The following is a 25,331-nucleotide window of genomic DNA, read 5'->3' as shown; positions in this document are numbered from 1 at the left end:
TTCGGGCGCTGCGGGCGGAGTGTGCCCGACGTCTCAGCGCAGGGCACCCGACGCGCCGGGGTCGGTTGGCCCCGGCCGCGCTCCGCGGCGAGTGAGTATGGCCGGGTGAGTGCACCAACCCGGGGTCGTCCCACGTCCCGGTCCCGTCCCGCCTCCCGGCCGCGCCCGGACGCCAGGCCCCGTTCCGGCGACGGCTCCGGCGACCGCTCACGCCGAGCCGCCCGCACCGTCGACGCCGACGACGCCCCCGCCTCCCCGCTCGCCGGGCCCGTCGCGGACGCGCTCTCCGGACTTCTCGCCGCCGTCCAGGCCGCCGGCCTGTCGCTCGCCATGATCGTGCTCCCCGCGCTCGTCGCGTACCTCGCCGCCGCGGCGTCCGGCGCCGGGCCGGCGCCGGGAGCCGACGGCGAGGGCGGTCAGAACTGGCGCACGCCGGTCGAGGTCGCCTCGGGGATCTGGCTGCTGGGGCACGGCGTGCCGGTGACGGCGTCGGGCGCGACGCTCACGCTCGTCCCGCTCGGCCTCACCGTGCTCGCGCTCTTCTCCTGCTACGTCACCGCACGTCACGCCGCCCGGGCGACCCCGCGCACGTGGGTGGTCGCGACGGGCTGCTACGCCGCGGGGACGACGGCGGTCGCGGTGGCCGTCCCGAGCGTCACCGCGTGGTCCGTCCTGGCGGCTCCTGTGGCGGGCGCGCTGGTCGGTGGTCTCGGATTCGGTCTGGGGACGCTCGCCCGCGGCGGCGCCCCGACCCCGGCCGAGCTCGGGGACCGCCTCAACCGCCTCGTCCGCGGCTGGTGCCCGCCCACGCTGCGGCTCGGTGCGCGGGCCGGACTGGTGGCCATGGGCCTGCTCACCGGCGCCGCCGCGGTCCTGGTGGGCGTGTGGGCGGTGGCCGGCCGCGCGACGTCGTCGGACATCATCCGGGCGCTCGATCCCGGGTGGGCCGGCGGGATCGTGCTCGCGGTCGCGCAGCTCGCGCTGCTGCCCGATCTGGTGCTGTGGGCGATGGCCTGGCTCGGCGGTCCGGGTTTCGCCGTCGGGACCGGAACGGGCTTCACGCCGTTCGGCGCGGACTCGGGGCCGCTGCCCGCGGTACCGCTGCTCGCCGCACTGCCCGGCCAGGACTGGACCGGAGGCTTCGGCTGGGCGGCACCGCTCGTCGTGGTGGCATGCGGCGCGGCGGCGGGGTGGTTCGCGTGGCGGCGCCTGGAGCCCGGCCTGCTGCGGTGGTCCGACGTCGCGCTGGTGCTCGGTGGCCTCGCCGGGACGGCCGGGCTGTTGGTAGGGGTGCTGCAGGCAGCGGCGTCGGGCGCCGTGGGCGCGGAGCGGCTGTCCGACGTCGGCGCGACGCCGTGGTTCGTCGCCCTGCTGATCGCGGGCGAGCTGCTGGTGGGCGCGGCGTCGGTCGTGCTGCCGGCGCATCTCCGGAACCAGCATCTCCGGAACCGGCTCGCCGACGCCGGGAGGGCTCCCGGCGAGCCCGGTGTCGACTTGCCGCATGACGAACGAGCAGGTGACGCCGCCCTCTGACGGTCCGACGGACCCGGCGAGGCCGACGGCCCCCGAGAACCTCACCGGCCCGGTCGACCCGCGGCGGGGGTGGGGTGCGAGGCGCTTCCTGGCCCGGCGCCGGCGGATCGTGGTGACCGTGGCCGCCGCGGTGATGCTGGCCGCCGCCGGCGTCGTCCTCGTGTCCGTGCGAGTCGAGGCGTCCCGGCTGGTCGACGAAGCCGAGACCCGGCACACGGACGGGGACTGCGCCGGCGCCGTCGCGGCGCTGGACGAGCTGGAGTCGCTGCCTGGCCTCGTCGCCGGCGACCTGGTGGACTCCTCGCGACAGGACCGCCACGCGTGCGCGGTGCTCCTCGACGCGACCGTCGGCCAGGACACGTTCGACCCGGAGATACTCGAGAAGTATGTCGCGCGTGCGGATGCACGGTGGGCGCACGCCGCCGTCGTCCGCGCGGACATGCTCCTCCTGCGTGACGAGAGCGACTACATCCCGGACGACTACTTCCTCCAGGGCACGCCGGAGGAAGCCTTCGAGCTGCTGACGACGACGCTCGAGGAGAGCCCGGAGGAGTCGGAGAGCGTCCGCGGCGTGATGGAGGCGTATCTCGAACGCTTCTCGGCGGAGAACGCCCGCTACGACAGGACGAACATCGACTCCAGCTATTGCACGACTCGTGACGAGCACCTGGACCTGCTCGATCGTGAATGGACTCACCCAGAGCTCGCCGAACCGGTCGCCGCGACAGAAGACGTGCGCGACGAGTGGCTCCTGGCTTGCGCGGACGAGACGGTTGGCATCGACACCCTCGCCCACGTCGAGTCGATGGCCGAGGTCGGCGCGCTCGCCGGTGGGGAGTCGCCCGTCGACCTCGAGCCCTTGCGGGACGCGCGCTCGTTGTACGACGAGTACCTCGAGAACCACGCCGACGAGTCCGCCGCCGAGCGGGCGCGGCGGACGCGCGACCGGATCGCCGGAATCATCGACACGGTGCGGGAGAACGCGGCGCGGGCGGCCGAGCACGAGCGTGCCCGGGACAGGGCCGTCGCCCGCGCCGACGATCCGGCCGACGGGTCGAACCTCGCCGCGTGCGGGGACGCGCGATGCCAGGTGCGCGTGGCGTCGGGAACCCTGATCCCGATCGGCGGGCCCGGCGGGCCGTACGAGATCCTGGTCACGGTCGACGGCGGAACGGCCACCATGCAGCTGGGCGGGCTGATCCGGTCGTACTCGACCACCGGTGGGAGCATCGTGTCCGGCGACGGGTACGCGGCGTGGAGCAGCGGGCGCCGGGGCGAGCTGGTGCTCAACGACAAGGTCGGGATCGGCGTCGACGGCGTCAGCGGGGGCCGCGCGACCCTGAGCGTGTGGCGGGCGGGCTGAGGCGCGGGGGATCGACGGCGCCGTCCCCACGTAGGCTGAGCGGGTGCACACTCCGTCCGGCCACGCGATCGACTCCAGCTCCGCCTCGCGTCTCGTCGTCCTCGCCTCGGGCGGGGGATCCAACCTCGCCGCGCTGCTCGCGGCGCACGGCTATCCGGCCTACGGGGCCCGCGTGGTCGGCGTGGTCACGGACCGGCCCGACGCCGGGGCGCTCGACCTGGCGCGCGACGCGGGGGTCCCCACCGCCGTCGTGGCCATGAAGGACTTCGACGACCGCGCCGCGTGGAACGAGGGAATGGCCGAGGCCGTGCGGGTCTTCCGGCCGGACTGGGTGGTACTGGCAGGATTCATGCGCATCCTCGCGCCGGAGTTCCTGCGCCGGTTCGAGGGGCGGGTCGTCAACACGCACCCGGCGCTGCTGCCGTCGTTTCCCGGCGCGCACGGCGTGCGCGACGCGCTCGCGCACGGCGTCCGGATCACCGGCTGCACGGTGCACCTCGTGGACGACGGCGTCGACACCGGCTCGATCCTCGCGCAGGCCGCCGTTCCGGTGCACGACGGCGACGACGAGCCCACCCTGCACGAGCGCATCAAGGTCGCCGAGCGCGCGCTCCTGGTCGAGACCGTGGGGCGGATCGCGCGTGAAGGGCTGTACGTCGCCGGGAGGCATGCGACGATCGGGGGCTAGCCCTCTGGGTCCCTGGACCCACTCGTACCTGTTCATTGCTCGTTCCGGGTCACGTCTTGATCAAGATTGCCTCGGGCGCCGGGTGATGGACCCGTGGGAGCGAAAGTTCTCGTTAGCGTGAAGAACCGATCGTTCAGAGTGCTTCCGAGAGCAAGGAAAGGTCGTATGGCTGTCGACCAGCAGGTGCCCGCATCCGACGAGCAGGAGGTCCCCGAGCGGAGGAGATTGATCCCGGCGCCGCGGGTCTTCTATCCAGCGGCCGGGTTGCTGGTGCTGTTCGTGCTGGCCACGGCAGTCTTCCCCGAGTGGATGGGCAGCTGGATCAGCGTGGCGAACACGAGCGTCGTCACGGAGCTCGGCTGGTGGTACATCGGGGTCGTCGCGTTCTTCGTCTTCTTCTCGATCTGGCTGGCCGTGTCGCCGATGGGCTCCATCGTGCTCGCCAAGGACACCGACGACGAGCCCGACTTCACGCTCGGTTCCTGGTTCGCGATGCTCTTCGCGGCCGGCATGGGTATCGGCCTCGTCTACTGGGGCGTCGCCGAGCCGCTGAGCCACTACGGGGCCGTGCCCCCGGGTGAGGCCGGAGCCACCGCCGCCCTGGCGGCGAAGTCCGCCATGAACGTCACGTTCCTGCACTGGGGCCTGCACGCCTGGGCCATCTACGTCGTGGTCGGCCTGGCCATCGCGTACTCCGTGCACCGCCGGGGCAACCCGATCTCGATCCGCTGGGCGCTGTATCCGCTGCTCGGCAACCGGATCCGCGGCTTCTGGGGCGACGTCATCGACGTCGTGGCCATCCTCGGCACGCTCTTCGGCGTCGCGACGTCGCTCGGCATCGGCGTCAGCCAGATCGGCGCGGGCCTCGGCTACCTCGGCGTCGTCGAGCTGGACGAGGCCGGCAACCCGGCCACCTGGCTGCTCATCGGCCTGATCATCGTCATCACCGCGATCGCGCTCGTCTCCGTCGTGACCGGCGTGGACAAGGGCATCAAGTGGCTGTCGAACATCAACATGGGCCTGGCGATCGCGCTCGTGGTCTTCATCCTGGTGGTCGGGCCCACGGTCTTCATCCTCAGCGACTTCATGACGCAGATCGGTTCGTACCTGACGAACTTCTTCGCGCTGACCTTCAACGCCCGCCCGTTCACCGAGGGCGGCAAGGAGTGGCTCGGCGGCTGGACCACCTACTACTGGGGCTGGTGGATGAGCTGGGCGCCCTTCGTCGGCGTGTTCATCGCGCGCATCTCCAAGGGGCGCACCGTCCGCGAGTTCGTGTTCGGCGTGCTGCTCGTGCCGACCATCGTCACGTTCCTGTGGTTCTCCGTGCTGGGCGGCAGCGGCCTGTACCGCGAGCTGTTCGGCGAGGGCGGCCTGGTGGACGCCGAGGGCGCGGTGAACTCCAACACGGCCCTGTTCCAGCTCCTCGACGGGTTCCCGCTCTCCGCGGTGACGAGCGTCGTCGCCGTCGTCCTCATCGTGATCTTCTTCGTCACGAGCTCCGACTCCGGCTCGTTCGTGGTCGACATGCTCGGCTCCGGCGGCGACCCGAACCCGCCGGTGTGGAGCCGCGCCTTCTGGGCCGCGATGGAGGGCGCGATCGCCGCCGTCCTGCTCTGGGTGGGGCTCCGCGCCGCGGAGGCCGGACTCGACGTGAGTCCGCTCGGGGCCCTGCAGACCATGGCGATCCTGCTCGCCCTGCCGTTCAGCATCGTGATGCTGATGATGTGCGTCGCCACGGCGCGGGCGCTCCTGCGGGAGAACAAGCTCCGCGAGCGCGAGCAGCGCCGCTGGTTCGCCGGCCAGATCGCGCAGGACATCTACGACCTGGAGAACGGCGGCAAGGCCCGGGCGCGGGTCAGGGGCAGAAGCAAGGGCAGGTAACCCGCCCGCCCACCCGGCCGGCCCCCGGCCGAGCGCCGCTAGACTGGGGGCCGGCCGTGACTGGCGAGGGTGGGGCACCACCGGGGAGCGGCCGAGCCGCCCGCGACGAGCGGGCGTCGAGCCCGCCGTGCGCGCCGCCCGCCTGGGTGCCAGGGTTGTCCCGCGACCCGCCGCACCCAGATTGAGGAGACCCGCCATGTCCGGCGCCCCCACCAGCCCCGACGTCCAGCTCGCCGACGACTCGCAGCGCCCGGTCCGCCGGGCGCTGCTGAGCGTGTACGACAAGACCGGCCTCGTCGAACTCGCCGGCGCACTGCACGCCGCGGGCGTCGAACTCGTCTCGACCGGCTCGACGGCGGTGCGGATCGCCGACGCCGGCGTCCCCGTCACGCGCGTCGAGGAACTCACCGGCTTCCCCGAGTGCCTCGAGGGCCGCGTGAAGACACTGCACCCGCGGGTGCACGCCGGCATCCTCGCCGACACCCGCAAGCAGGACCACCTCGACCAAATCGCGGACCTCGACATCGCGCCGTTCGAGCTCGTCGTCGTGAACCTCTACCCGTTCGCGGAGACGGTGGCCTCGGGAGCGGAACCGGACGCCGTCGTCGAGCAGATCGACATCGGCGGGCCGTCCATGGTCCGCGCGGCGGCGAAGAACCACCCGAGCGTCGCCGTGGTCGTCGACCCGTCCCGGTACGACGACGTCGCCGCCGCGGTCGCCGCTGGCGGCTTCACCTTCGCCCAGCGCAAGGCGCTCGCCGCCGCGGCGTTCGCGCACACGGCGACGTACGACGTCGCGGTCGCCTCCTGGATGGGGTCGGCCGTCTCCCCGACGGACGTCGTGGAGGGTGCGGACGGCCCCGTGTCGACCGGATTCCCGGCATGGGTCGGCGGCACCTGGGAGCGCGCGAACGTGCTCCGTTACGGTGAGAACCCGCACCAGCGTGCCGCCCTGTACGCGCGCGGCGACGGCGGCACGGGTCTCGCCCAGGCCGAGCAGCTGCACGGCAAGGCCATGAGCTACAACAACTACGTCGATGCCGACGCCGCGTGGCGGGCTGCCTGGGACCACGCGGGTCCGGCGGTCGCCATCATCAAGCACGCCAACCCGTGCGGCATCGCCGCCGGCGCCGACATCGCGGACGCGCACGCGAAGGCGCACGCGACCGACCCGGTCAGCGCCTACGGCGGGGTGATCGCGGCCAACGGCGTCATCACGGCGGACGCGGCCCGGCAGATCGCCCCGGTCTTCACCGAGGTGGTCGTGGCACCGGGCTTCGAGCCCGAGGCGCTGGAGATCCTGCGGGCCAAGAAGAACATCCGGCTGCTCGTGGTGCCCGAGGCGCCGTCCGGCGCCGTCGAGACGAGGCCGATCTCCGGGGGTCTGCTCCTGCAGGCGGTGGACCGGTTCCAGGCACCGGGCGACTCCCCGGAGGGCTGGACCCTGGCGACCGGCGAGGCCGCGTCACCCGAGGTGCTCGCCGATCTCGCGTTCGCGTGGAAGGCCGTGCGTGCCGCCAAGTCGAACGCGATCCTGCTGGCCAAGGACGGGGCCGCCGTCGGCATCGGCATGGGCCAGGTGAACCGCGTGGACTCGTGTCGTCTGTCGGTCGAGCGGGCGAACAGCCTGGCCGACGGCGAGGAGCGGGCGCGGGGCGCCGTCGCGGCGTCGGACGCGTTCTTCCCGTTCGCCGACGGGCTCCAGGTGCTGATCGACGCCGGTGTGCGGGCCGTGGTGCAGCCGGGCGGGTCGATCCGCGACGAGGAGGTCGTCGAGGCGGCGCGCGCCGCCGGGATCACGATGTACCTCACGGGGACGCGGCACTTCGCCCACTGACGCGACCGCGGGCGCCGGCCGCGGTCGCGGCCGGCCCGACAAAGCCGGAATCCGGGTCTTGTCAGGCGATGGCGCTACCATCCGCGTCGTGGCCCAGAAACCCCCCGCCGAGCCCGAGAACATCGACGACACGGAGCCCGAGGACACGGGGCCCGAGGACACGGAACTCGGGAACGCCGACGACGCCGGACGGGAGGGCGCCGGGGACGCCCGATTCGAGGACTCCGAAGACGAGGACTCCGAGGAGACCCAGGCCGACGCCGGCCCCACGCCCGAGCCCGCGCGCCGCGTGTCCGCGCGGACCGGCTGGGTGGTGGCGGCATTCCTGCTGTTCTGGCCGCTGGCCGTCCCCGCGCTGGTCCAGGCGGTCCGGGCCGCGCGGGACGCGGCGGCGGACCGGCTGGACGCCGCTCGGACCGCCTCGCGGCGCGCGCTGGGCTTCGCCGTGGCCGCGATCTGCACGGGCACGCTGCTCCTGGCGGGTTCGGCCGTGGCGGTCGTCATGGCGCCCGCGTGGTTGCCCGCGGGCGCCGCCGGATACATCCCGCCGGTGCTCGCCGAGGCGGCCGGCATCGCGCCCACCGCCCCGGAGGATCCGGGGGAGGAGGCGTCGGGGTCTCCCGCATACTCCGGACCTGCGGACGGCATCCCGACGGACGGTGCCACCGACCCGTTCGGCGTGCTCCCGACGCCGGGCAGCACCGAGGGCGAGGACATCGCGGAGTGGTGGGCGACCGAGGGCCAGGAGGCCACCGAGGACCCGTCGCGGACCAGGCCCGTCGACCTCGAGAGCGGCGACTGCCTCGATACCGAGGAGGTCGACGGCGTCTCGGTCCTGTACTGGATTCCCGTCGTGCCGTGCGACGAGCCTCACCACGGCGAGGTCTTCGGCGTGACACGGCTGGACGACTCCGTGGCCGCCGAGGGCAGGGCGCCGACGCAGTCCCAGCTCTGGGAGGCGGCCGACGCGTACTGCTACCCGGAGTTCGACGAGTTCGTCGGCGAGGCGTGGGCGGTGTCCGAGCTGACCTACTGGCCCGTCGCGCCGTCCCAGGAGAGCTGGGAGGAGGGCGACCGGAAGGTGGCCTGCATCATCGAGTCGGAAGAACCGGTCACGGGCACGCTGGAGGGCGCGGGGCGGTGACGGCCGGACGGTGACGTCAGTCGATGGGCGCCACGACGGCCAGGACGCCGATCATGACTGCCGCGCTCATGTACATCATGACGTCCAGGCTCCGGGTGCGGATCGCCAGGCCGACCGGCCCCGGGCCGCGCAGCACCGCCCGGAACGTCCCGGCGACCGCCAGCGTCACGGCGATCCCGAGTGATCCCGCCCGCCCGCCGACCACGAGGCCGAGGAGCAGCGAGAGCACGACGCCGCCGAGCAGCCACCAGACCGCGCGGTTCTTCCTGCGCGACGGGTGCTCGGCGTCCAACGGATCCTCCTCGGCGGGCTGGTGCCCGGCACGCTCGGGTGACGGCGTGCCGTCGTTCCAGCCTGCCTCGTCCGCGGGCTGCCGCCAGTCAGGCGCGACGAGCGTGGCGGTGCCTCCCCCGGTCCGCCCGGGGTGGGACTCGCTGCCGGCCGACGTCCTGCTGAGATCCACGCGGCAGAGCCTACCGGCGAATCGGACACGTCCGGACCACCCGTGATCAGGCTGCAATCACCCTGGCCGAACCTTTGCCCGGCGGGTGCCGTCGGTGGGGATCCTTGGGGGCCCGGCGTGGGATCAGCGGAGGATCGACGTGGAATCAACAGAGAGTTGCCACGCCGGATACGGTGAGTTCATGCCGTCGTCCTCGCCCGGATCCATCACGATCGTCGGTGCCGGTCTGGCCGGCGCGCAGACCGCCGCCGCGCTCCGCTCGCACGGTTTCACCGGGCACCTGAGCATCCTCGGTGCCGAGGGCGTGCCGCCCTACGACCGCCCGCCGCTGTCCAAGGAACTGCTCATCCGCACCGATCCGCTGTGGATCTCGGACGACCTGGGCGTCGACCTGTCCGTGCTGGCCGACGACGTCCGCCTGGACGACCCGGCCACCCGCCTGACGGTCACCCGGGAGGGCGTGGCCACGCGGGTGGCGTCGTCGGACACGATCGGCTCGGATGCCGTCGTCCTGGCCTGCGGCGCGGAGCCCGTCATCCCGCCGGGCTGGGACGCGGCGGCCGTGCTCCACGACCACCGCGACGCGGAGGCTCTGCGGGCCGCGATCGCGCCCGGCATGCGCCTGGTCATCGTCGGCGCGGGCTGGATCGGCGCCGAGGTGGCGGGCGTCGCGGCCGGAGCGGGTGCGGAGGTGACCGTCGTGGAGGCGGGTACCGCGCCGCTGGAGCGCCAGCTGGGCGGCACGGTCGGGGCACACCTCGCGCCGTGGTTCACGGAGGCCGGGGTCCGCCTGGTCACGGGCACGTCCGTGGAGAAGGTGTCCGCCGACGGCGTCCGCGCCACCTCGGGCGAGCATTTCGGCGCGGACCTCGTGCTGGCCGCGGTGGGCGCACGGCCGGCGTCGCGCTGGTTGCGCGGTTCGCTCCCGCTCGACGTCCGTGGCGGGCTGCGCGTGAACCGGGCCGGCCGGCTCCTCGGGGTGTCCATGCCGGGCGATCCGGCCGGGCGCCTGCACGGCGACGCCCTGGAACGCGTGTGGGCCGTCGGGGACATCGCGACGCGGGACCACCCGGTGTTCGGGCCCGTTCCCGGCGGCCACTGGTCCGCCGCCCTGCACGATCCGGAGCAGACGGCGCGTGCGATGCTCGGCGTCGACGAGCGTCCGGCGGACCCGGAACCGGTGCGCGCCCGCCTCGGGCTGGAGCCGCTGCGCACGCAGGCGCCGTACGTGTTCAGCCGTCAGCTCGGGCACGACCTGGCGCTCTTCGGCGTGCCGTCGCCGTTCGAGGAGGTCGCCTTCCGTGGCGATCCGACGGCGCCCGGCGGGCGCTGGGCGGCCTTCTACGTCGAGCACAGCATGCACCGGCACCCGAAGGTGACCGACCAGGGACATCACGTCGCGCGCGTGCGGGCCGTGCTGCTCGCCGACTCGCCGCGAGAGGTGGGGCAGGTGCGCAAGCTGATGAACCGTCCCGAGCCGCTGATCGTCGACCTGGAGAAGGTCGTCGACCCCTCCGTGCGGCTCCGCGACGCCGTGCTCTGATCCGCCGGCGGCGATCGCCGCCGGCCGGGACCCCTCCCGGTCGGGTGGGTCCACCCTGGCGGCGACGACCGTCCGGCGAGCGGGCGGCCGACGTCGAGCGGGGAGAGTGCGATGGCCGGGACGCCGTACCTGACGACACACGGGACGCCGGGGTTCCTGGCGCGCCGTTCACGGGGGGTGGCCGTCGTCGTGGCGTCCGTCGTCGTGCTCGCACTGGTGGTCACGGTCGCCCTGGTGCGCACGTCGGCGGTCCGCATCCTCGACGACGCGGTGGGCGTGCACGAGACCGGGGACTGCGAACCGGCGCTGGAGCTGCTCGACGGCCTGGGTCCGGTGCGGCGCGCCGCCCATCCCGACGTCGCGGCGTCGGCCGATCGCGAGGCGGAGGCGTGCGAGCTCCTGGCCACGGCGGAGGACCGCAGCCGGCAGGCGGCCGCGGACCGGTACGCGGACTACATCGCGCACCCTCGCGGACGGTGGGAGGGCGCACCGGCCGCCCGCGGCGACGCTCTCCTGGGTCAGGCAGAGCTGGACCTGGCCGACGTGAGCGGACCGAAGGACATGAGATCGGCCTTCGACACGCTGACGGTCGCGCTGGACGAGGACTCCGACGCCGGCCACCCGGACCGGGCGCGCCAGATCGTCGCCGACTTCGTCGACGAGGCCTACTCCGAGCCGTGCCGGGCCGTGGACGATCACCACTGGATCCAGGCCGGCGACTGGGACCACCCGGAGATCACCGAGCCGATCGCGGAGAAGCGGGACGCGCGCGACGACGTCCTCCTGGAGTGCGCCCGCGAGCACCGGCGGGCGGACGAACTCAGGGCGGCAGCGGCCGCCTACCGGGAGTACGGCAGGGACTATCCCCGGGAGCGCGGAGCCGAGGCGGCTCGGCGGGGTCTGATCGCGGTCGTCACCGAGATCGAGCGGCGCCGCGCGGCCTCCGCCGTCAAGAACGGCACCTATTGCGAGAACCCGCGCGCGTACCGGGGCGCCCCTGCGTACCGGCAGTCGGGATACAACCGCATGATCGTCTTCGGGGTGAGCCCAAAGAAGCGCGACTTCCCGAGGTCGTGGCACACCAGGAATGTGGAGAAGGCCGCGCTCGTGGTGTGTGTCGACGGTCCGAAGAGGGGCGCTTACCAGCGGACATGTGACTACGAGAGCTTCCCCGGCAGCTTCGTCGGCAGCCCGGTCCGGTTCTACTCCACGCAGTTCACGGTGACCGCCTACTCGTTGCGGACGGGCAAGAGCGTCGCACGGTTCACCCGCCAGCTCGGCTCGCCGTGTCCCGCGAGGATCACGTGGTGGAGCTCCTCGCCGGTGTCGACACCGCCGGACACGTACCGCTCCCGCCCGACGTCCGCCGAGATCCGCGGGATGTTCGAGGGCCTGGTCGGGTAGGGCAGCGGCGCGGAGCCGGGAGCGCGACGAGGCGGTGGGTCACGCGGGACCCACCGCCTCGTCCGCGTCTTGCTGCGTGTCCGCCGGTTCCGGTCAGTCCGCCTTCTTCTCGACGGTGCTGGTGGCGTCGTCGTCCGCCTTCTTCTCGGCGGCGTCCGTGTCGTCGTCCGCGACGTCGCTGTCGTCGGTGTCGCTGTCGTCGGCGTCGTCGGTCTGGTCGGCATCGTCGTCCGCGTCGTCGTAGGCCTCGGCGTTCGACGCCGCGACCTCCTCCGCGGTCTCCTGCGAGCCGAACGCGACCGCGAAGAGCGCGGCGATCCCGGCGCCCACGAGCGGGGCCACCCAGAACAGCCAGACCTGGCCGCTGACGCCGCCCCAGTCGTTCGAGAAGACCGCCGCGACGGTGGAGCGCACCGGGTTCAGGCCGGCGCCCGTCACCGGGTAGGCGACGACGCTCAGCACGGCGAGGCCGAGGCCGCCGGCCGCGGCCATGGCGGCGCGGTTCTTCGTGCCGACGGCCAGGGCGATGCCGGCCAGGGCCGCCGACGCGACGAGCTCGACCATGCCCGCCTGGAGCATGGTGAACGTCGCGCCCCCCTGGGAGAGCGTGTACAGGGGGGAGAAGTCGCCCCAGCCGTTGGCGCCCTGGGCGTACAGCGCTTGGTTGTCCTCCCGGCCGAGGAGCTCGAAGAGCTTGTCCGGGAGCGTCGCCAGGAGCAGGGCGCCCGCCGCGAACCCGCCGACGAGCTGGGCGAGCCAGTACAGCGGGACCTCGGCCCAGCGCACCCGGCCGGCGATGGCCTGGGCGAGCGTGATCGCGGGGTTGAACCAGCCGCCGGACACGTGGCCGACGGCGATCAGCGCCGCCGCGTACGCGAAGCCGCCGGTCAGCGCGACGCCGATGGCGCCCGACTGGTTGAGGAAGCTGTACACGCCGATGCTCAGCACGCCGAGCACGAGGACGAAGGTGCCGAACGCCTCGGCGAGCACGCGGGAAAGAGTGCCGGAGCCGGAGGTCTCGGTGGGGGCGTCGAGCGCGCCGTCGGGCACGGCGTACGCGTTGGCCATGAGAGATGATCCTTTCGGGTGGCGCACGCGGGTGCGTGCCGGGTCTCGGGAGCATCCTGCCAGTAATCACCTGAACACGACCTGAATGCGGAGAGTTCGGGCCCGGAACTTTGCCCTGGTCACGACTTCGCGAAGATTTTCGCGCGGGCACTGGGCATGGCCACGGGTTCGATGCAAGAGTGGGCCCCATGACTGAACCCGTGAACGTCACCGTCACCGGAGCCGCTGGCCAGATCGGGTACGCGCTCCTGTTCCGCATCGCCGCGGGAGAGATGCTCGGCGCGGACGTACCGGTCCGGCTCCGCCTCCTCGAGATCCCCGCCGCGGTCAAGGCGGCCGAGGGAACGGCGATGGAACTGGACGACTGCGCCTTCGGCACACTGGCCGGCGTCGACATCTTCGACGACCCGGTCAAGGCGTTCGAGGGCGCGAACGTCGCCCTCCTGGTCGGGGCCAGGCCACGGGGCGCCGGCATGGAACGGGCCGACCTGCTCGAGGCGAACGGCGGGATCTTCGGGCCCCAGGGCAGGGCGATCAACGACGGCGCGGCGCCGGACGTCAAGGTGCTCGTCGTCGGCAACCCCGCGAACACGAACGCCCTCATCGCGTCGGCACACGCCCCGGACGTTCCGCCGGAGCGGTTCACCGCGATGACCAGGCTGGACCACAACCGTGCGCTTTCGCAGGTGGCGGCACGGACCGGGACGCCGGTGAGCCGGATCAGCGGGCTGACGATCTGGGGCAACCACTCCGCGACGCAGTACCCCGACCTGTTCCAGGCCACGGTGGGGGACATCCCGGGCGCGGACGTGGCGGCGGACCGCGAGTGGCTGACCGAGACGTTCATCCCGACGGTCGCCAAGCGCGGCGCGGCGATCATCGAGGCCCGCGGGGCGTCGTCGGCGGCGTCGGCGGCGAACGCGGCGATCGAGCACGTGCGCGACTGGACGCGCGGTACCCGCGAGGGCGACTGGACCAGCGCGGGCGTGTACAGCCACGGCGAGTACGGCGTGCCGGAGGGCCTGGTGTCCTCGTTCCCGGTGACGTCGGCCGGAGGGGACTGGCAGATCGTGGAGGGTCTGGAGATCGACCCGTTCTCCCGCGAGCGGATCGACGCGTCCGTGGCCGAGCTGTCGGCCGAGCGAGACGCCGTGCGTGCCCTGGGCCTGATCTGACGATCGGGCCCGGGAGGGCCGGGTGTGAGGCTGCTTACGCGATGCCTCGATCCAGGTTTCGGCACGGTATCTTGACATCAAGAAATCGTCTGCCAACTGATCCAGGAGCCTGTTCTGCCCATGGCCAAGATCATCTACACCCATACGGACGAGGCGCCGATGCTGGCGACCTACTCCTTCCTCCCGATCGTCTCGGCTTACGCGGCCAAGGCGGGCGTGGACGTCGAGACCCGCGACATCTCGCTGGCCGGCCGCATCGTCGCGCAGTTCCCGGAGCGTCTCACCCCGGAGCAGGCCCAGCCGGACGCGCTGGCGGAGCTCGGCGAGCTGGCGACGCGGCCGGACGCCAACATCATCAAGCTGCCCAACATCTCCGCGTCGGTGCCGCAGCTCAAGGCCGCGATCGCCGAGCTCCAGGGCAAGGGCTACGACCTGCCCGACTACCCCGAGGAGCCCGCCACCGACGAGGAGCGCGAGACCCGCGCCCGCTACGACAAGGTCAAGGGCTCGGCCGTCAACCCCGTGCTGCGCGAGGGCAACTCGGACCGCCGCGCCCCGGCGTCCGTCAAGAACTACGCCAAGGCGCACCCCCACCGCATGGGCGCGTGGACCGGCGACTCGAAGACCGCCGTCGCGACCATGGGCCACGACGACTTCTTCTCCAACGAGAAGTCCGTGATCCTGCCCGCCGCCGACACGCTGCGGATCGAGCACGTCGCCGCCGACGGAGAGGTCACGGTCCTCAAGGACGGCCTGAAGGTCGACGCCGGTGAGGTCCTCGACGGCACCTTCATGTCCGCCGCGGCCCTGGACGCCTTCCTCGTAGACGTCATCGCGCGGGCCAAGGAGCAGGGTGTGCTCTTCTCCGTGCACCTCAAGGCCACGATGATGAAGGTCTCCGACCCGATCATCTTCGGCCACGTCGTCAAGGCGTTCTTCGGCGACGTCTTCGCGAAGTACGGATCCGACCTGGCCGCCGCCGGGCTGTCCGCCAACGACGGCCTCGGCTCGATCTTCGCCGGGCTCGAGAGCCTGCCGAACGGCGCCGAGATCCGCGCCGCGTTCGACGCCGCGCTCCGCGAGGGCCCGGAGCTCGCCATGGTGAACTCCGACAAGGGCATCACGAACCTGCACGTCCCGTCCGACGTCATCGTCGACGCGTCGATGCCGGCCATGATCCGTGGCGGCGGCCACATGTGGGGCCCTGACGGCAACGAGGCCGACGCGCTCGCCGTCATCCCCGACTCGTCGTACGCCGGTGTCTACCAGGCCGTGATCGACGACTGCAAGGCCAACGGCGCGCTCGACCCGGCCACGATGGGCTCCGTCCCCAACGTGGGCCTCATGGCCAAGAAGGCCGAGGAGTACGGCTCGCACGACAAGACGTTCGAGATCCCGTCCGACGGCGTCGTGCGCATCGTCGACGGCGCCGGCGAGACCGTCATGGAGCACGCCGTCGCCGCCGGCGACATCTGGCGGGCCTGCCAGACCAAGGACGTCGCCATCCGCGACTGGGTCAAGCTGGCCGTCACCCGGGCCCGCGCCACCGGGGCGCCGGCCGTGTTCTGGCTCGACGAGACCCGCGCCCACGACGCCCGCCTCATCGAGAAGGTCCGTGAGTACCTCGACGACGGCTCCGCCGGCGAGCTCGGCGGGCTGACCCTCGAGATCATGGCGCCCGCCGACGCCACGAAGTACTCGCTCGAGCGCATCCGCAAGGGCGAGGACACCATCTCGGTCACCGGCAACGTGCTCCGGGACTACAACACCGACCTGTTCCCGATCCTCGAGGTCGGCACGTCGGCGAAGATGCTCTCGATCGTGCCGCTCATGAACGGCGGCGGTCTTTTCGAGACGGGCGCCGGCGGCTCCGCGCCGAAGCACGTGCAGCAGCTCGTCGAGGAGGACTACCTGCGCTGGGACTCGCTGGGTGAGTTCTTCGCGCTGGCGGCGTCCTTCGAGCACCTGGCGAAGTTCACCGGCAACGCCCGTGCCCAGGTCCTCGCCGACACGCTCGACGCGGCCACCGGGACGTTCCTCAACGAGGACCGGTCCCCCGGCCGCAAGCTCGGCACCATCGACAACCGCGGCTCGCACTTCTACCTCGCCCTGTACTGGGCGCGTGAGCTCGCCGCGCAGACCGCGGACGCCGAACTCGCCGCCGCCTTCGCGCCCCTGGCCGAGAAGCTGGGCGCCGAGGAGGAGTCGATCGTCGCCGAACTGATCGCCGTCCAGGGCAAGCCCGCCGACATCGGCGGCTACTACCAGCCGGACGACGAGAAGGCGAGCGCCGTGATGCGCCCGAGCGCGATCTTCAACGAGGCGCTCGCGTCGCTCTGACCGCTCGGTCGCCGGGTACGACGGCGGTCGTGGTGACGTTCCGTACGGAAGGCCACCACGACCGCCGTCGTCGTCAGTAGCCCAGGCCCACCCAGTGGCTCGCGGTCGCGGGGTCGTCGAGCGAGCGGAGCAGGTAGTCGGCGACGTCGGCCCGGCCGATCTGGATGCCGCCCGGGACGAACGCGTCGACGGCGTGCCGGTACCTGCCGGTGCGGGGCCGGTCGAGCAGGCGCGGCGGCCGGACCAGCGTCCAGTCGAGGCCGCTGGCGCGCACCACCTCCTCCATGGCGCGGGTGTCCGCGAACGAGTGCCGCAGGACGCGCTGCAGGATCGGCTTGGCGATCGTCCTGGTGACGAACCCGTCGCCCGGGCCATGGAAGGCGCCGCTGGCGCTCACGACGGCGAGACGGCGGACGCCGGCGTCGTGCATGGCGTCGACGAGGGCGGCGGCACCCCGTCGGCACACCTCGCTCGGCCCGGAGTCGCGCGGCCCGAGTGCCGACACCACGGCATCGGCACCCTTGACGACGGGAGCGAGCGCCCCGGCGTCGAGCACGTCGGTGCGGACGGTGGCGAGGCGCTCGTGCGGGTCGAACGGGAACGCCGACGACTCGCGGCCGACCGCCGTGACCGTGTGCCCGGCGTCGAGGGCCTGCTGTACGACGGCGCTGCCGGTCCGGCCGCTCGCACCGATGACGGTGACCTGCATGGGTCCTCCTCGGAGGTGGGTGAGTACTTACTCACCCCTACGATGGGTGAGTGATCACTCACCTGTCAAGCACGCGTGACCGGATTCTCGACGCGGCCGCCTCCGTCATGCGCGAGCAGGGCATCGCGCGGGCTACCACGAAGCAGATCGCCGCGGCCGCGGGCTGCTCCGAGGCGCTGCTGTACAAGCACTTCCGCGCCAAGGTGGACCTGTTCGTCGCGGTGCTGCAGGAGCGCACGCCAGGGGAACTGGCCGCGTTCCTCGTCGGGCTCCGCGACGCCGCGGGGAAGCGGAGCGTGGAGGAGAATCTCGTCCAGGTCGCGCAGCGTGCGCTCGCCTTCTACCGCGAGTCCTTCCTGATGGCGGTCTCGATCTTCTTCGAACGGGAAGCGTTCGAGGCGTACCGCGCCGCTCTCCTGGAGCGGGGGGCTGGCCCGCAGATGGTGAACCGCTGGCTCGCGGACTACCTGCGGGCCGAGCAGGAGCTGGGGCGGGTGCGTGCCGATGCCGCCCCCGACGCCGCCGCGTCACTGCTCTTCGGGGCGTGCATGCAGCACGCGTTCCTCGGGCAGTTCGTCGAGCAGCCCGAGGCCGTGGGGCACGCGCGGTCGCTGGTGCGCATGCTCCTGCCGGGGCTGGTGGCCGAGGGGGACGGCTGAAGTGGCTGGCTGCTGATGGTGGCTGGCTGCTGATGGTGGCGGGCGGGGTCCGGGCTCAGCTCGTCGCCTCCAGGGTCGTGCGGAGGGCCGGGATGTCCGCGCCGGCGTCGGACAGCGCCCGAGCGCCCGGGGCACGGCCGTCGCGCAGGACGCCGAGCAGGAGGTGCCTGTCGGCGATGTCCTTGCTCTTCAGGCGTACGGCCTCGCGCAGCGCGAGCTCCAGGGACTTCTTGGCGTCCCGGGTGAACGGGATGTGACCCTTGGGACCGCGCCGCCGGGCGGCGGCGTCGAACGCGCCGTCGCCGAAGGTGGCGTCGGCGCTCTCCCGGACCGCGTCGAGATCGATGCCGAGCGAGGCGAGGGCCTCGCGGTCGAGCCCGCCGTCGCCGGCGATCTGGCGGCGCACGGCCGACGCGACCGTGTCCGGGGCGACGCCGGTCGAGTCCAGCGCGCGGGCCGCGGGGCCGCCGGCCTCGGCGAGCGCGACGACGACATGGCGGGTGTCGATGGCGGGGGAGTGCAGGCCGCGCGCCACGATCTGCGCGTCGGTGACGACGGCGCGCGCGTCTCGGGTGAATCGTTCGAACATGTCGGGGCCTCCTGGTGACGGGTCGACGGTCGGTCGGGTGGTCGGGTGGTCGGGTGGTCGGGTGGTCGGGTGAGCGGGGCTACGGGCGTCGGTGCTTCTTGTGGACCGCCTGGCGGCTGACGCCGAGCGCGTCGGCGATCTCCTGCCACGACCAGCCGAGGTCGCGGGCGCGCTCGACCTGGAGCGTCTCGAGGCGGTCGGCCAGCTCGCGCAGGGATCGCACGGCGCGCAGGCCCGCACGGGGGTCGTCGCCGGTGGCGCTGCTGACCAGGGTGGGATTCATGTGTCAACTATGGTTGACGACAGGCGAATCTGTCAATCCGGGTTGACACAACAGTCGCCACCGCGGTCGCTCTTGCCGTTCTGGGTCGGGGATCCTTTCTCGGTGGCGATCTGTGGATGAAGGGCTTTATCCACAGATTCTGTGCTCGGGTGGTCGCTGGGTCGTGGCGAATATAGGATCGAACATGTTCGAGAGAGGTCGGCACCGGGCACTCAGGGGGTGAGCACGATGGGCGGGGTGACGTTGCACGACGGCGGTTCGGCGCGCCTGGAGGTCGTGCTGCCCGAGGCGCCATGGGCGGGTTCGGGCGTCCTGGACGGCACGCGGGCGGGGCATGGCGATGCCGTGGACGACGCCGTGGCGGACGTGCTCATGGCGCAGACGCGCTCCAGCCGGCCCGGGCCGTGGCTGGCGGGTGTGCTGGAGTCCCTGGCCGCGCCTGCCGCCGGTGCCACTGGCGCGGCGGACGGCGGGCCGGTGCCCGCCAGGACCGCAGACGGCATGCGGGCTGCGGGCGTGATGGGCCGGCTGGATGCGGTGGAGCTGGCCGGGGTGGTCGCCGCGACGGAGCGGCTGGCGTCGTGGGCGCGGAGCCTGCAGGCACGGGCCGCCGCTGCCCTGGTCGAGGTCCAGGGCGGGATTCTCGGGGTGGATCAGGCCGCGACCGTGATCAAGGACCGCCTGCACGTGACCGCACGCGAGGGCAGCGTGATCGTCAACCGCGCGGATCGGTGCACCCGTTTCCCCGACGTCCTGGATGCCCTGGCAGCGGGCCGGATCGATACGCGTAAGGCCGACACCCTGCTGGGTGCGGGCGCCGAACTGACCGACGACGAGCGCGCCGCCGCGATCGAGGTCCTGCTGCCCGAGGCGCCCACCCGTACCTGGAAGTGGCTGTCCGACCAGCTCAACGCCCTGGCCAACCGGCTGCACGGCGACGCCGAGGAACTCACCCACGCGGCCGACCAGCGCAACGTCTGGCTCGAGACTGCCGGGCCCGGCATGTCGCTGCTGTCCGCCCTGCTACCGGCCAAGGACGGCGCGCGCGTGTTCAATGCCGTGCAGGCCGGCGCGCAGGCCCTGCTGAACGTCCCCGGCCAGACCCGTCGGCGCGGCCAGGCCCGCGCCGACGCGCTCACCTCCCTGGTCACCGGACGCATGGTGCCCCACCTCATCGAGGAAGGCGCCGGCGAAGACGTCGCCAGTGAGGGGACCATCGGCCACGGGATCGTCGGTGAGGGAGTCGACCGCGGGCCGGTCCAGGGCCGGCCGGTCGGCAGCGTGCCCGGCGGTCTGCGCGTCCCGGTCACCGAGCCGGGCGTCCTGGTCCCGCCGGTACGGGAGACGGACCTGGTGCCCGTCCCCGACGAGAACGACGGCGTGCTCTCCACAGCACCGATAACCAGCACACCCACCACACACGCCGCGCCCGACGGGGTGGAGGCAGGCGTGGTCGTGCGCGGCATCGAGGTGCCCGCCACCGTCAACGTCACCATTCCCGCCAGCGTGCTGGCCGACCCGGGCGACGACACGCCGGGGATCCTGGACCTGCTCGGCCCCGTCCCCGCGAATGTGGCCCGCGAGATCGCCGGCGAGGGCATCTGGTACCGCCTGGTCACCGACCCGGTCACCGGCATCCTCACCGACTACTCCACCACCACCTACCAACCCCCACCCCGCCTCCGCCGAGCCGTCCAGGCCCGCGACCGCACGTGCGCCCACGAAGGCTGCGACCGCCCCGCCGCGCGCTGCGACCTGGACCACATCGACCCCTACAACAAAGAGCGCCCCACCCTTCCCGGCGAGCCCGGACAGACCCGCGCGAACAACCTGCACGCCCTGTGCCGCCGCCACCACAACATCAAGACCCACGCCGACTGGCACGTCGAACGCGATCCGGTCACCGGCCTCGAGACCTGGACCAGCCCCACCGGCCACACCCAGGTCTACCGACCCGACCCCACCGACCCAGCCATCGGCTACAGCATCGTCAACAGCATCACCACCGACGACGACACCGCCGCCAGTTCCAACACCGCCAGTTCCAACACCGCCGGGACCAACACCGCCAGTTCCAACACCGCCGAACCAGGCGGCCTCCCGACAACCGGCCTCACGCTCGCGCGCCCGCCCAGGAAGCCGGCGGTTCCTGTGGGTCCGCTGCCGTCCACCGACTCCTCGAAGCCGTCGCCCGAGGGGCCGCCGTTCTGATCCTTGAGGTGGCCGTCGGCCGACCGAGGCGGCCGGCCTGCCCTGCGAAAAAAGAGGAGGGGGATGTCAGTGTGTCCACGTAGCGTGAGCGGTGATGGTCCAGGCAACGATTTCCCCTCCGCAGCGCGCCACCGAGTCTCGGGACGAGCGCGTGGCTGACGACCCCTCGCGCACGCTCGACCTGCGGCGACTGCGCGGTCCCGTCGCGGTCGCCGCGCTGCTCGCGCTCGTGGTGGCGGTCACCGCGCAGGCGTACGGCGCCGTGGTCGCCGGACGGCTGGCGGAGGGCGCGACGCTCGCGGGCGTCGTCCTCCTGGCGGCGTGCCTCGTCGGCGGCGCCCTCCTGGACAGCGCCGGCCAGGTGGCGTGGGCCGGGGTCTCGGACCGGGCCGAGGGCCGGCTGCGCGGGGACCTGCTGCGCGCGGCCATGCACCAGCCGCTGGAGACGCTCAACGAGCAGGCGGTCGGCGAGATCCTGGACCGCGTCGACGATGACACCCATGCCGTCGGACAGCTCGTGCGGCGACAGATGTGGGGGGCCGCGCGCTCCGTCGTCGGCTGCGTGCCCATGTGGATCATCGCGGGCCTGCAGTGGTGGCCGGCCTGGCTCCTGTTCCCGGTCCTGGTCGCGCTGACCTGGCTGCTCATCCGCGGACTGCTGGGCCGGATCGTGAAGCTCAAGGTCGTGGAGGAGATGGCCTGGACGGACCACGCCGCGGCCTTCGAGGAGGCGGTCGCCGCCCGGGACGACCTGCGCACGAGCCTGGGCCGCGCGTTCGCGATCCGGCGGCTCGCCGGCCTGTCGGCCGAGGTGCATCGCCGGCTCAAGGCCGTGGTCGAGGTCGAGTCGAGGATGCTGCGGCGCGCCGGCGTCGCCCTGCACGCCATGCTGGCGGGCGTCGCGGTGGTCGGTGTGGCCCTCGCCGCCAACGGAGACCTGGGAGTCGCGCGGCTGGTCACGCTGTTCCTCGTCACCGCGGGATTCGTGGCGCAGACCGATCAGCTGATCCATCACCTCCCGGACATCCAGGAAGGGCTGGGCGCGGTCACGAGGATCAGGCAGATGCTCGGCCTCGCGCCGGAACCCGTGGGCGGCGAGCCGGTCCCGGAGCCGCCCCTGGACCTGGAGCTCCGCGACCTGCATTTCTCCTACAGCGAGGGGACGTTCGCGCTGCAGGGCGTGGACCTCGCGGTGCCCGCGGGCGAGACGGTCGCACTGGTGGGGCGCACCGGATCGGGGAAGTCCACCCTGGCGAGCCTGCTGTCCCGGGCCGTCGAGCCGCCGCGCGGTGCGGTGTTCCTGGGCGGCGTGGACGTGCGGGACCTCGATCTGCAGGAGCTGCGTGCGTCGGTCGGCGTGGTGACCCAGCGGACCGAGATCCTGGCCGGGACGCTCGCCGAGAACATCGCGCTGTTCGCCGACGTGCCACGGGAGCAGATCGAGGCCGCCGTCGCCGAGCTCGGGCTGGCCGAGTGGGTCGACGGGCTTCCCGACGGGCTGGACACCCTGCTCGGGCCGGGCGGTACCCGGCTGTCCGCGGGGGAGGAGCAGCTCGTCGCGTTCGCGCGGCTGCTCGTCCGCCACGTGCAGGTGGTCGTGCTCGACGAGGCGACCGCGCGCATGGACCCGCTGACCGAGGCCCGCGTCGTGGCCGCCGCGGACCGGCTGCTCACCGGGCGCACGGGCGTCCTGATCGCGCACCGCCTCACCACCATCGAGCGGGCAGGGCATGTGGCCGTCCTCGACCACGGAAGGGTCGTGCAGCAGGGACGGCGGGCCGAGCTCGCCACGGCGGCCGGCCCGTTCCGTGACCTGCTCGAAGCGAGCGCCTCGCACGCCGCCGAGGACGGCCTGCTGGAGGAAGGGCCCGGCGAGGACGAGCCCGGCGCGGTCGCGACCCAGGCGGTCGCGGCAGAGGTGGTGGCGACGGAGGCGAGCACGCCGGCCTCTGGCGTCGTCGCGGAGAGCGTCGCGCCGTCGGGTGCCACGGATCCGGACGACATCCCCCCGGTCCGCGGGGCGGAGCTGGCCGCGGCCGGAGCGGCCGCGTCGCCGTCGGGCGACGGAGTCAGGATCGCAGGCGCCGGGACCGGAGCCGCCGAGACCGGGGCCGTCGGCACCAAGCGGCGCCGCGGTGCCCCGCCTCGGATCGACGACCCGGGCGACGGGCCCAGCCTGGCACGCTCCGTCGTGCACGCCGTCTTCGTCCGTCCCGCCTGGGGCGTGTTCGGTGTCCTGCTGTTCCTGACGTTCAGCATGATCAACGCCGCGGGAGTGCTCACCACGTTCCTGTGGGGCCGCATCGTGGAGGGGATCGACTCGGGCGGCGGCATCCCGCTGGCCGAGTTCATCGGGCTGCCCATCCTGTTGATCGCGTCGCCGATCCTGCTCGCCCACGCCATCTACGTGTACCCGAAGTGGTGGATCGACATCCTGCTCCGGGTCCGGATGTCGGTGATGGCCGGGCAGACCACACAGCGGCGCCTGCCCGCCACGCCGCCCGGCGAGATCGTCGCCCGTGCGATGGACGCCGATCGCTTCGTGAACTACACGGACCGCTGGATCGACTTCGTCAACGGCCTCGTCGTCGTCACGGTCGCGACGCTGATCGGCCGCTCCTGGCTGGTCGGCGCGGTGCTGCTGAGCGTCATGGTGATCTCGGCCGCGGCCTCGGCGATCGGCCGCCCGATCGCCGGGCGCTCCGCGACCAAGTCCTCGGCGGCCCGGGCCCGGTTCGGCCGGGCGCTGGTCTCCGCGCTCGACTCGGCACGAACCGTCAAGCTCGCCGCCCGGACCCCGGAGGTGCACGCGCACCTCCGCCAGGTCGACGGCGGGCGCGTCGAGGCGGCCGTCTTCGAGCACCGCGTCCAGGCGGTGCTCGAGGGGGTCCCCGGCGTCGTGCTGCAGAGTGGTGTCGTCGTCGCGTGGGCCCTGCTCCTGCAGGGCACCTGGGGCCTGGCCACCACGCTCATGGTGGCGGGCGCGGTCGCCGGCTTCGGCTGGTTCGGCATGGTCGCCGGCATGGTGATCACCGAGGCGCCGGGCACGCGCAACTGGCAGAAGGCGACGAGCCGGTTCGCCGGCGGCGTCGACCTGGTCGACCAGCCCGAGGGCGTCGACCTGCCCACCGGGACCGCGCCGGAGCCGGCACCCGGGCCGCGCGAGCCCCTGGACCACCTCGAGCTGCGGCGTCTCACCGCCGTGCACGACGACGGGACCATCGGCGTGTCCGACGTCGACCTCACCGTGCGCCGCGGCGAGCTCGTCCTGCTGCTCGGCCAGGTCGGCTCGGGGAAGTCGAGCCTGCTCTCGTCCCTGGCCGGACTCATGGAGCACACCGGCGAGATCCGCTGGAACGACACCGAGGTGACCGACGCCCAGACCTTCCTGCGGCCCGGCCAGGTCGCGTACGTCGCGCAGATCCCGCGCGTGCTGTCGGGCACGTTCGCCGAGAACGTGCGCCTGGATCACGAGCGGGAGCTCGACGGCCCGGTCGAGGCGGCCCGGCTTGCCCCGGACATCGCCGACGCCGGCGGCCCCCACTCCCTGGTGGGACACCGCGGCGTGCGGCTGTCGGGCGGCCAGGTCCAGCGTCTCGCGCTGGCCCGCGCCCTCGCGGCCGACGCAGAGCTGCTGCTCGCCGACGACGTGTCGTCCGCCCTGGACGCCGCGACAGAGATCGAGCTGTGGGCGGCGCTGCGCGAGCGGGGCACCACGGTGATCGGGGCGACGTCGAAGCGGGCGGCTCTGGCCCGGGCCGATCGGGTCGTGGTCCTCGACGAGGGCGAGGTCGTCGCGGTCGGCCCGTGGCGCGACCTGGCACCGAAGTGGTCCCACCTGGCCGGCTGAGGCGATCCGCCGTCGTACCGTTGCGGCGTGGACATCAGCTTTCGGGACGCACGCCGTGACGATCTTCCGCGGATCGTCGAACTGATCGCCGACGACGCCGTGGCCGCGCGGCGGACCGGCGCGTTCGGCGCGGCGCACGTGCGCGGGTTCGAGGCGATCCAGGCGAGTCCGGACAACGACCTGGTGGTCGTCGAGCTGCCCGCCACGGACCTTCCCGGCGAGATGCGGGACGGCACGCCGTTCGTCGTCGTCGGCTGCATGCAGCTCACCTACATCCCGGGCATCTCCCGCAACGGCGTAGGCCGCCTCCTCGTCGAGGCGGTCCGCGTCGACGCCGCGCTCCGCGGTCAGGGCATCGGCAGCCTCCTCATGGAGCACGCCCATGAGCGCGGCCGCGCCCGCGGCTGCGTCCTCGCCCAGCTCACCAGCGACAAGCGGCGCCCGGAGGCCCATCGCTTCTACCGTTCCCTCGGCTACGAGCAGTCCCACGAGGGCTTCAAGCTGCCCTTGGATCGCTCCCGGCCCTGCTGAACGGGAATCAGCTGCGCGCGACCGGTCAGCGGTCGACTGGCAGGTGTTGCTGCAATA

At 72.9% G+C, this 25,331-nt stretch carries 19 protein-coding genes; 14 read left to right on the top strand and 5 right to left on the bottom strand.

The window, feature by feature from the left end; translation table 11 throughout:
• Nucleotides 1–105: 105 nt before the first annotated feature.
• From IIE03_RS03475 to IIE03_RS03450, 6 genes are all read left to right on the top strand, one after another.
• Nucleotides 106–1,533 carry a cell division protein PerM gene (locus IIE03_RS03475; RefSeq protein WP_192861324.1) on the top strand — a complete coding sequence of 476 codons (1,428 nt, stop codon included), beginning with the start codon at nt 106–108 and terminating at the stop codon, nt 1,531–1,533.
• On the top strand, nt 1,502–2,896 hold the full coding sequence (locus tag IIE03_RS03470; protein WP_192861323.1) for a hypothetical protein: 1,395 nt from the start codon (nt 1,502–1,504) through the stop codon (nt 2,894–2,896). The genes IIE03_RS03475 and IIE03_RS03470 overlap by 32 nt, the downstream gene beginning before the upstream one ends.
• Before the next feature lie 43 nt (nt 2,897–2,939).
• Nucleotides 2,940–3,584 (top strand): phosphoribosylglycinamide formyltransferase, encoded by a 645-nt coding sequence (gene purN / locus IIE03_RS03465; protein ID WP_192861322.1) that lies wholly within the window; start codon nt 2,940–2,942, stop codon nt 3,582–3,584.
• Nucleotides 3,585–3,749: 165 nt separating this feature from the next.
• Nucleotides 3,750–5,468 carry a BCCT family transporter gene (locus tag IIE03_RS03460; RefSeq protein ID WP_192861321.1) on the top strand — a complete coding sequence of 573 codons (1,719 nt, stop codon included), beginning with the start codon at nt 3,750–3,752 and terminating at the stop codon, nt 5,466–5,468.
• 196 nt (nt 5,469–5,664) lie between these two features.
• On the top strand, nt 5,665–7,305 hold the full coding sequence (gene purH / locus IIE03_RS03455; protein WP_192861320.1) for a bifunctional phosphoribosylaminoimidazolecarboxamide formyltransferase/IMP cyclohydrolase: 1,641 nt from the start codon (nt 5,665–5,667) through the stop codon (nt 7,303–7,305).
• A gap of 88 nt (nt 7,306–7,393) precedes the next feature.
• Nucleotides 7,394–8,449, top strand: coding sequence for a septum formation family protein (locus IIE03_RS03450; RefSeq protein WP_192861319.1), 1,056 nt, complete (start codon nt 7,394–7,396; stop codon nt 8,447–8,449).
• A gap of 16 nt (nt 8,450–8,465) precedes the next feature.
• On the opposite strand, the gene IIE03_RS26615 is transcribed toward IIE03_RS03450, so the two are convergent.
• The gene (locus IIE03_RS26615) at nt 8,466–8,912 is read right to left on the bottom strand and encodes a DUF3017 domain-containing protein (RefSeq protein ID WP_192861318.1); all 447 of its coding nucleotides are present in this window, start codon (nt 8,910–8,912) and stop codon (nt 8,466–8,468) included.
• A gap of 181 nt (nt 8,913–9,093) precedes the next feature.
• Between IIE03_RS26615 and IIE03_RS03440 the strand changes: the two genes are divergently transcribed.
• Nucleotides 9,094–10,455, top strand: a complete 1,362-nt coding sequence (locus IIE03_RS03440) for an NAD(P)/FAD-dependent oxidoreductase (RefSeq protein ID WP_192861317.1) — start codon at nt 9,094–9,096, stop codon at nt 10,453–10,455.
• 111 nt (nt 10,456–10,566) lie between these two features.
• The gene (locus tag IIE03_RS03435; RefSeq protein WP_192861316.1) at nt 10,567–11,859 is read left to right on the top strand and encodes a hypothetical protein; all 1,293 of its coding nucleotides are present in this window, start codon (nt 10,567–10,569) and stop codon (nt 11,857–11,859) included.
• A gap of 93 nt (nt 11,860–11,952) precedes the next feature.
• Here the strand turns inward: IIE03_RS03435 and IIE03_RS03430 are convergent, their stop codons facing one another.
• Nucleotides 11,953–12,927: an MIP/aquaporin family protein gene (locus tag IIE03_RS03430; protein ID WP_192861315.1), complete on the bottom strand. Its 975-nt coding sequence runs from the start codon at nt 12,925–12,927 to the stop codon at nt 11,953–11,955.
• 188 nt (nt 12,928–13,115) lie between these two features.
• Here IIE03_RS03430 and IIE03_RS03425 point away from each other — a divergent pair, with 188 nt between their 5' ends.
• Complete coding sequence (locus IIE03_RS03425; RefSeq protein ID WP_192861314.1) at nt 13,116–14,102, top strand: malate dehydrogenase; 987 nt, start codon at nt 13,116–13,118, stop codon at nt 14,100–14,102.
• A gap of 120 nt (nt 14,103–14,222) precedes the next feature.
• Nucleotides 14,223–16,442, top strand: coding sequence for an NADP-dependent isocitrate dehydrogenase (locus IIE03_RS03420; RefSeq protein ID WP_225997186.1), 2,220 nt, complete (start codon nt 14,223–14,225; stop codon nt 16,440–16,442).
• 73 nt (nt 16,443–16,515) lie between these two features.
• On the opposite strand, the gene IIE03_RS03415 is transcribed toward IIE03_RS03420, so the two are convergent.
• Nucleotides 16,516–17,151: an NAD(P)-dependent oxidoreductase gene (locus IIE03_RS03415; protein WP_192861313.1), complete on the bottom strand. Its 636-nt coding sequence runs from the start codon at nt 17,149–17,151 to the stop codon at nt 16,516–16,518.
• A gap of 50 nt (nt 17,152–17,201) precedes the next feature.
• Between IIE03_RS03415 and IIE03_RS03410 the strand changes: the two genes are divergently transcribed.
• Nucleotides 17,202–17,810: a TetR/AcrR family transcriptional regulator gene (locus tag IIE03_RS03410; RefSeq protein ID WP_318842780.1), complete on the top strand. Its 609-nt coding sequence runs from the start codon at nt 17,202–17,204 to the stop codon at nt 17,808–17,810.
• Between the two features lie 55 nt (nt 17,811–17,865).
• Here the strand turns inward: IIE03_RS03410 and IIE03_RS03405 are convergent, their stop codons facing one another.
• Nucleotides 17,866–18,399 (bottom strand): Clp protease N-terminal domain-containing protein, encoded by a 534-nt coding sequence (locus tag IIE03_RS03405; RefSeq protein WP_192861312.1) that lies wholly within the window; start codon nt 18,397–18,399, stop codon nt 17,866–17,868.
• 79 nt (nt 18,400–18,478) lie between these two features.
• The gene (locus IIE03_RS03400) at nt 18,479–18,682 is read right to left on the bottom strand and encodes a helix-turn-helix domain-containing protein (protein ID WP_192861311.1); all 204 of its coding nucleotides are present in this window, start codon (nt 18,680–18,682) and stop codon (nt 18,479–18,481) included.
• Nucleotides 18,683–18,919: 237 nt separating this feature from the next.
• On the opposite strand from IIE03_RS03400, the gene IIE03_RS03395 reads away from it, so the two are divergent.
• From IIE03_RS03395 to IIE03_RS03385, 3 genes are all read left to right on the top strand, one after another.
• The gene (locus IIE03_RS03395; RefSeq protein ID WP_192861310.1) at nt 18,920–20,893 is read left to right on the top strand and encodes an HNH endonuclease signature motif containing protein; all 1,974 of its coding nucleotides are present in this window, start codon (nt 18,920–18,922) and stop codon (nt 20,891–20,893) included.
• Between the two features lie 94 nt (nt 20,894–20,987).
• Nucleotides 20,988–24,743: an ATP-binding cassette domain-containing protein gene (locus tag IIE03_RS03390; RefSeq protein WP_192861309.1), complete on the top strand. Its 3,756-nt coding sequence runs from the start codon at nt 20,988–20,990 to the stop codon at nt 24,741–24,743.
• Between the two features lie 27 nt (nt 24,744–24,770).
• The gene (locus IIE03_RS03385) at nt 24,771–25,274 is read left to right on the top strand and encodes a GNAT family N-acetyltransferase (RefSeq protein ID WP_318842779.1); all 504 of its coding nucleotides are present in this window, start codon (nt 24,771–24,773) and stop codon (nt 25,272–25,274) included.
• The last annotated feature ends 57 nt before the right edge of the window (nt 25,275–25,331 follow it).

Origin of the sequence: Myceligenerans pegani, from assembly GCF_014892515.1 — a bacterium.
Taxonomy (GTDB): domain Bacteria; phylum Actinomycetota; class Actinomycetes; order Actinomycetales; family Cellulomonadaceae; genus Myceligenerans; species Myceligenerans pegani.
The sequence above is the reverse complement of the archived record's forward strand: the minus strand, read 5'-3'. Positions and strand labels throughout refer to the sequence as shown.

Coding starts and splice junctions, on each gene's coding strand:
- IIE03_RS03470 (WP_192861323.1), top strand. CDS start 1,502: ATGACGAACGAGCAGGTGACGCCGCCCTCTGACGGTCCGACGGACCCG.
- IIE03_RS03460 (WP_192861321.1), top strand. CDS start 3,750: ATGGCTGTCGACCAGCAGGTGCCCGCATCCGACGAGCAGGAGGTCCCC.
- purH (WP_192861320.1), top strand. CDS start 5,665: ATGTCCGGCGCCCCCACCAGCCCCGACGTCCAGCTCGCCGACGACTCG.
- IIE03_RS03440 (WP_192861317.1), top strand. CDS start 9,094: ATGCCGTCGTCCTCGCCCGGATCCATCACGATCGTCGGTGCCGGTCTG.
- IIE03_RS03435 (WP_192861316.1), top strand. CDS start 10,567: ATGGCCGGGACGCCGTACCTGACGACACACGGGACGCCGGGGTTCCTG.
- IIE03_RS03430 (WP_192861315.1), bottom strand. CDS start 12,927: ATGGCCAACGCGTACGCCGTGCCCGACGGCGCGCTCGACGCCCCCACC.
- IIE03_RS03425 (WP_192861314.1), top strand. CDS start 13,116: ATGACTGAACCCGTGAACGTCACCGTCACCGGAGCCGCTGGCCAGATC.
- IIE03_RS03420 (WP_225997186.1), top strand. CDS start 14,223: ATGGCCAAGATCATCTACACCCATACGGACGAGGCGCCGATGCTGGCG.
- IIE03_RS03415 (WP_192861313.1), bottom strand. CDS start 17,151: ATGCAGGTCACCGTCATCGGTGCGAGCGGCCGGACCGGCAGCGCCGTC.
- IIE03_RS03405 (WP_192861312.1), bottom strand. CDS start 18,399: ATGTTCGAACGATTCACCCGAGACGCGCGCGCCGTCGTCACCGACGCG.
- IIE03_RS03400 (WP_192861311.1), bottom strand. CDS start 18,682: ATGAATCCCACCCTGGTCAGCAGCGCCACCGGCGACGACCCCCGTGCG.
- IIE03_RS03390 (WP_192861309.1), top strand. CDS start 20,988: ATGGTCCAGGCAACGATTTCCCCTCCGCAGCGCGCCACCGAGTCTCGG.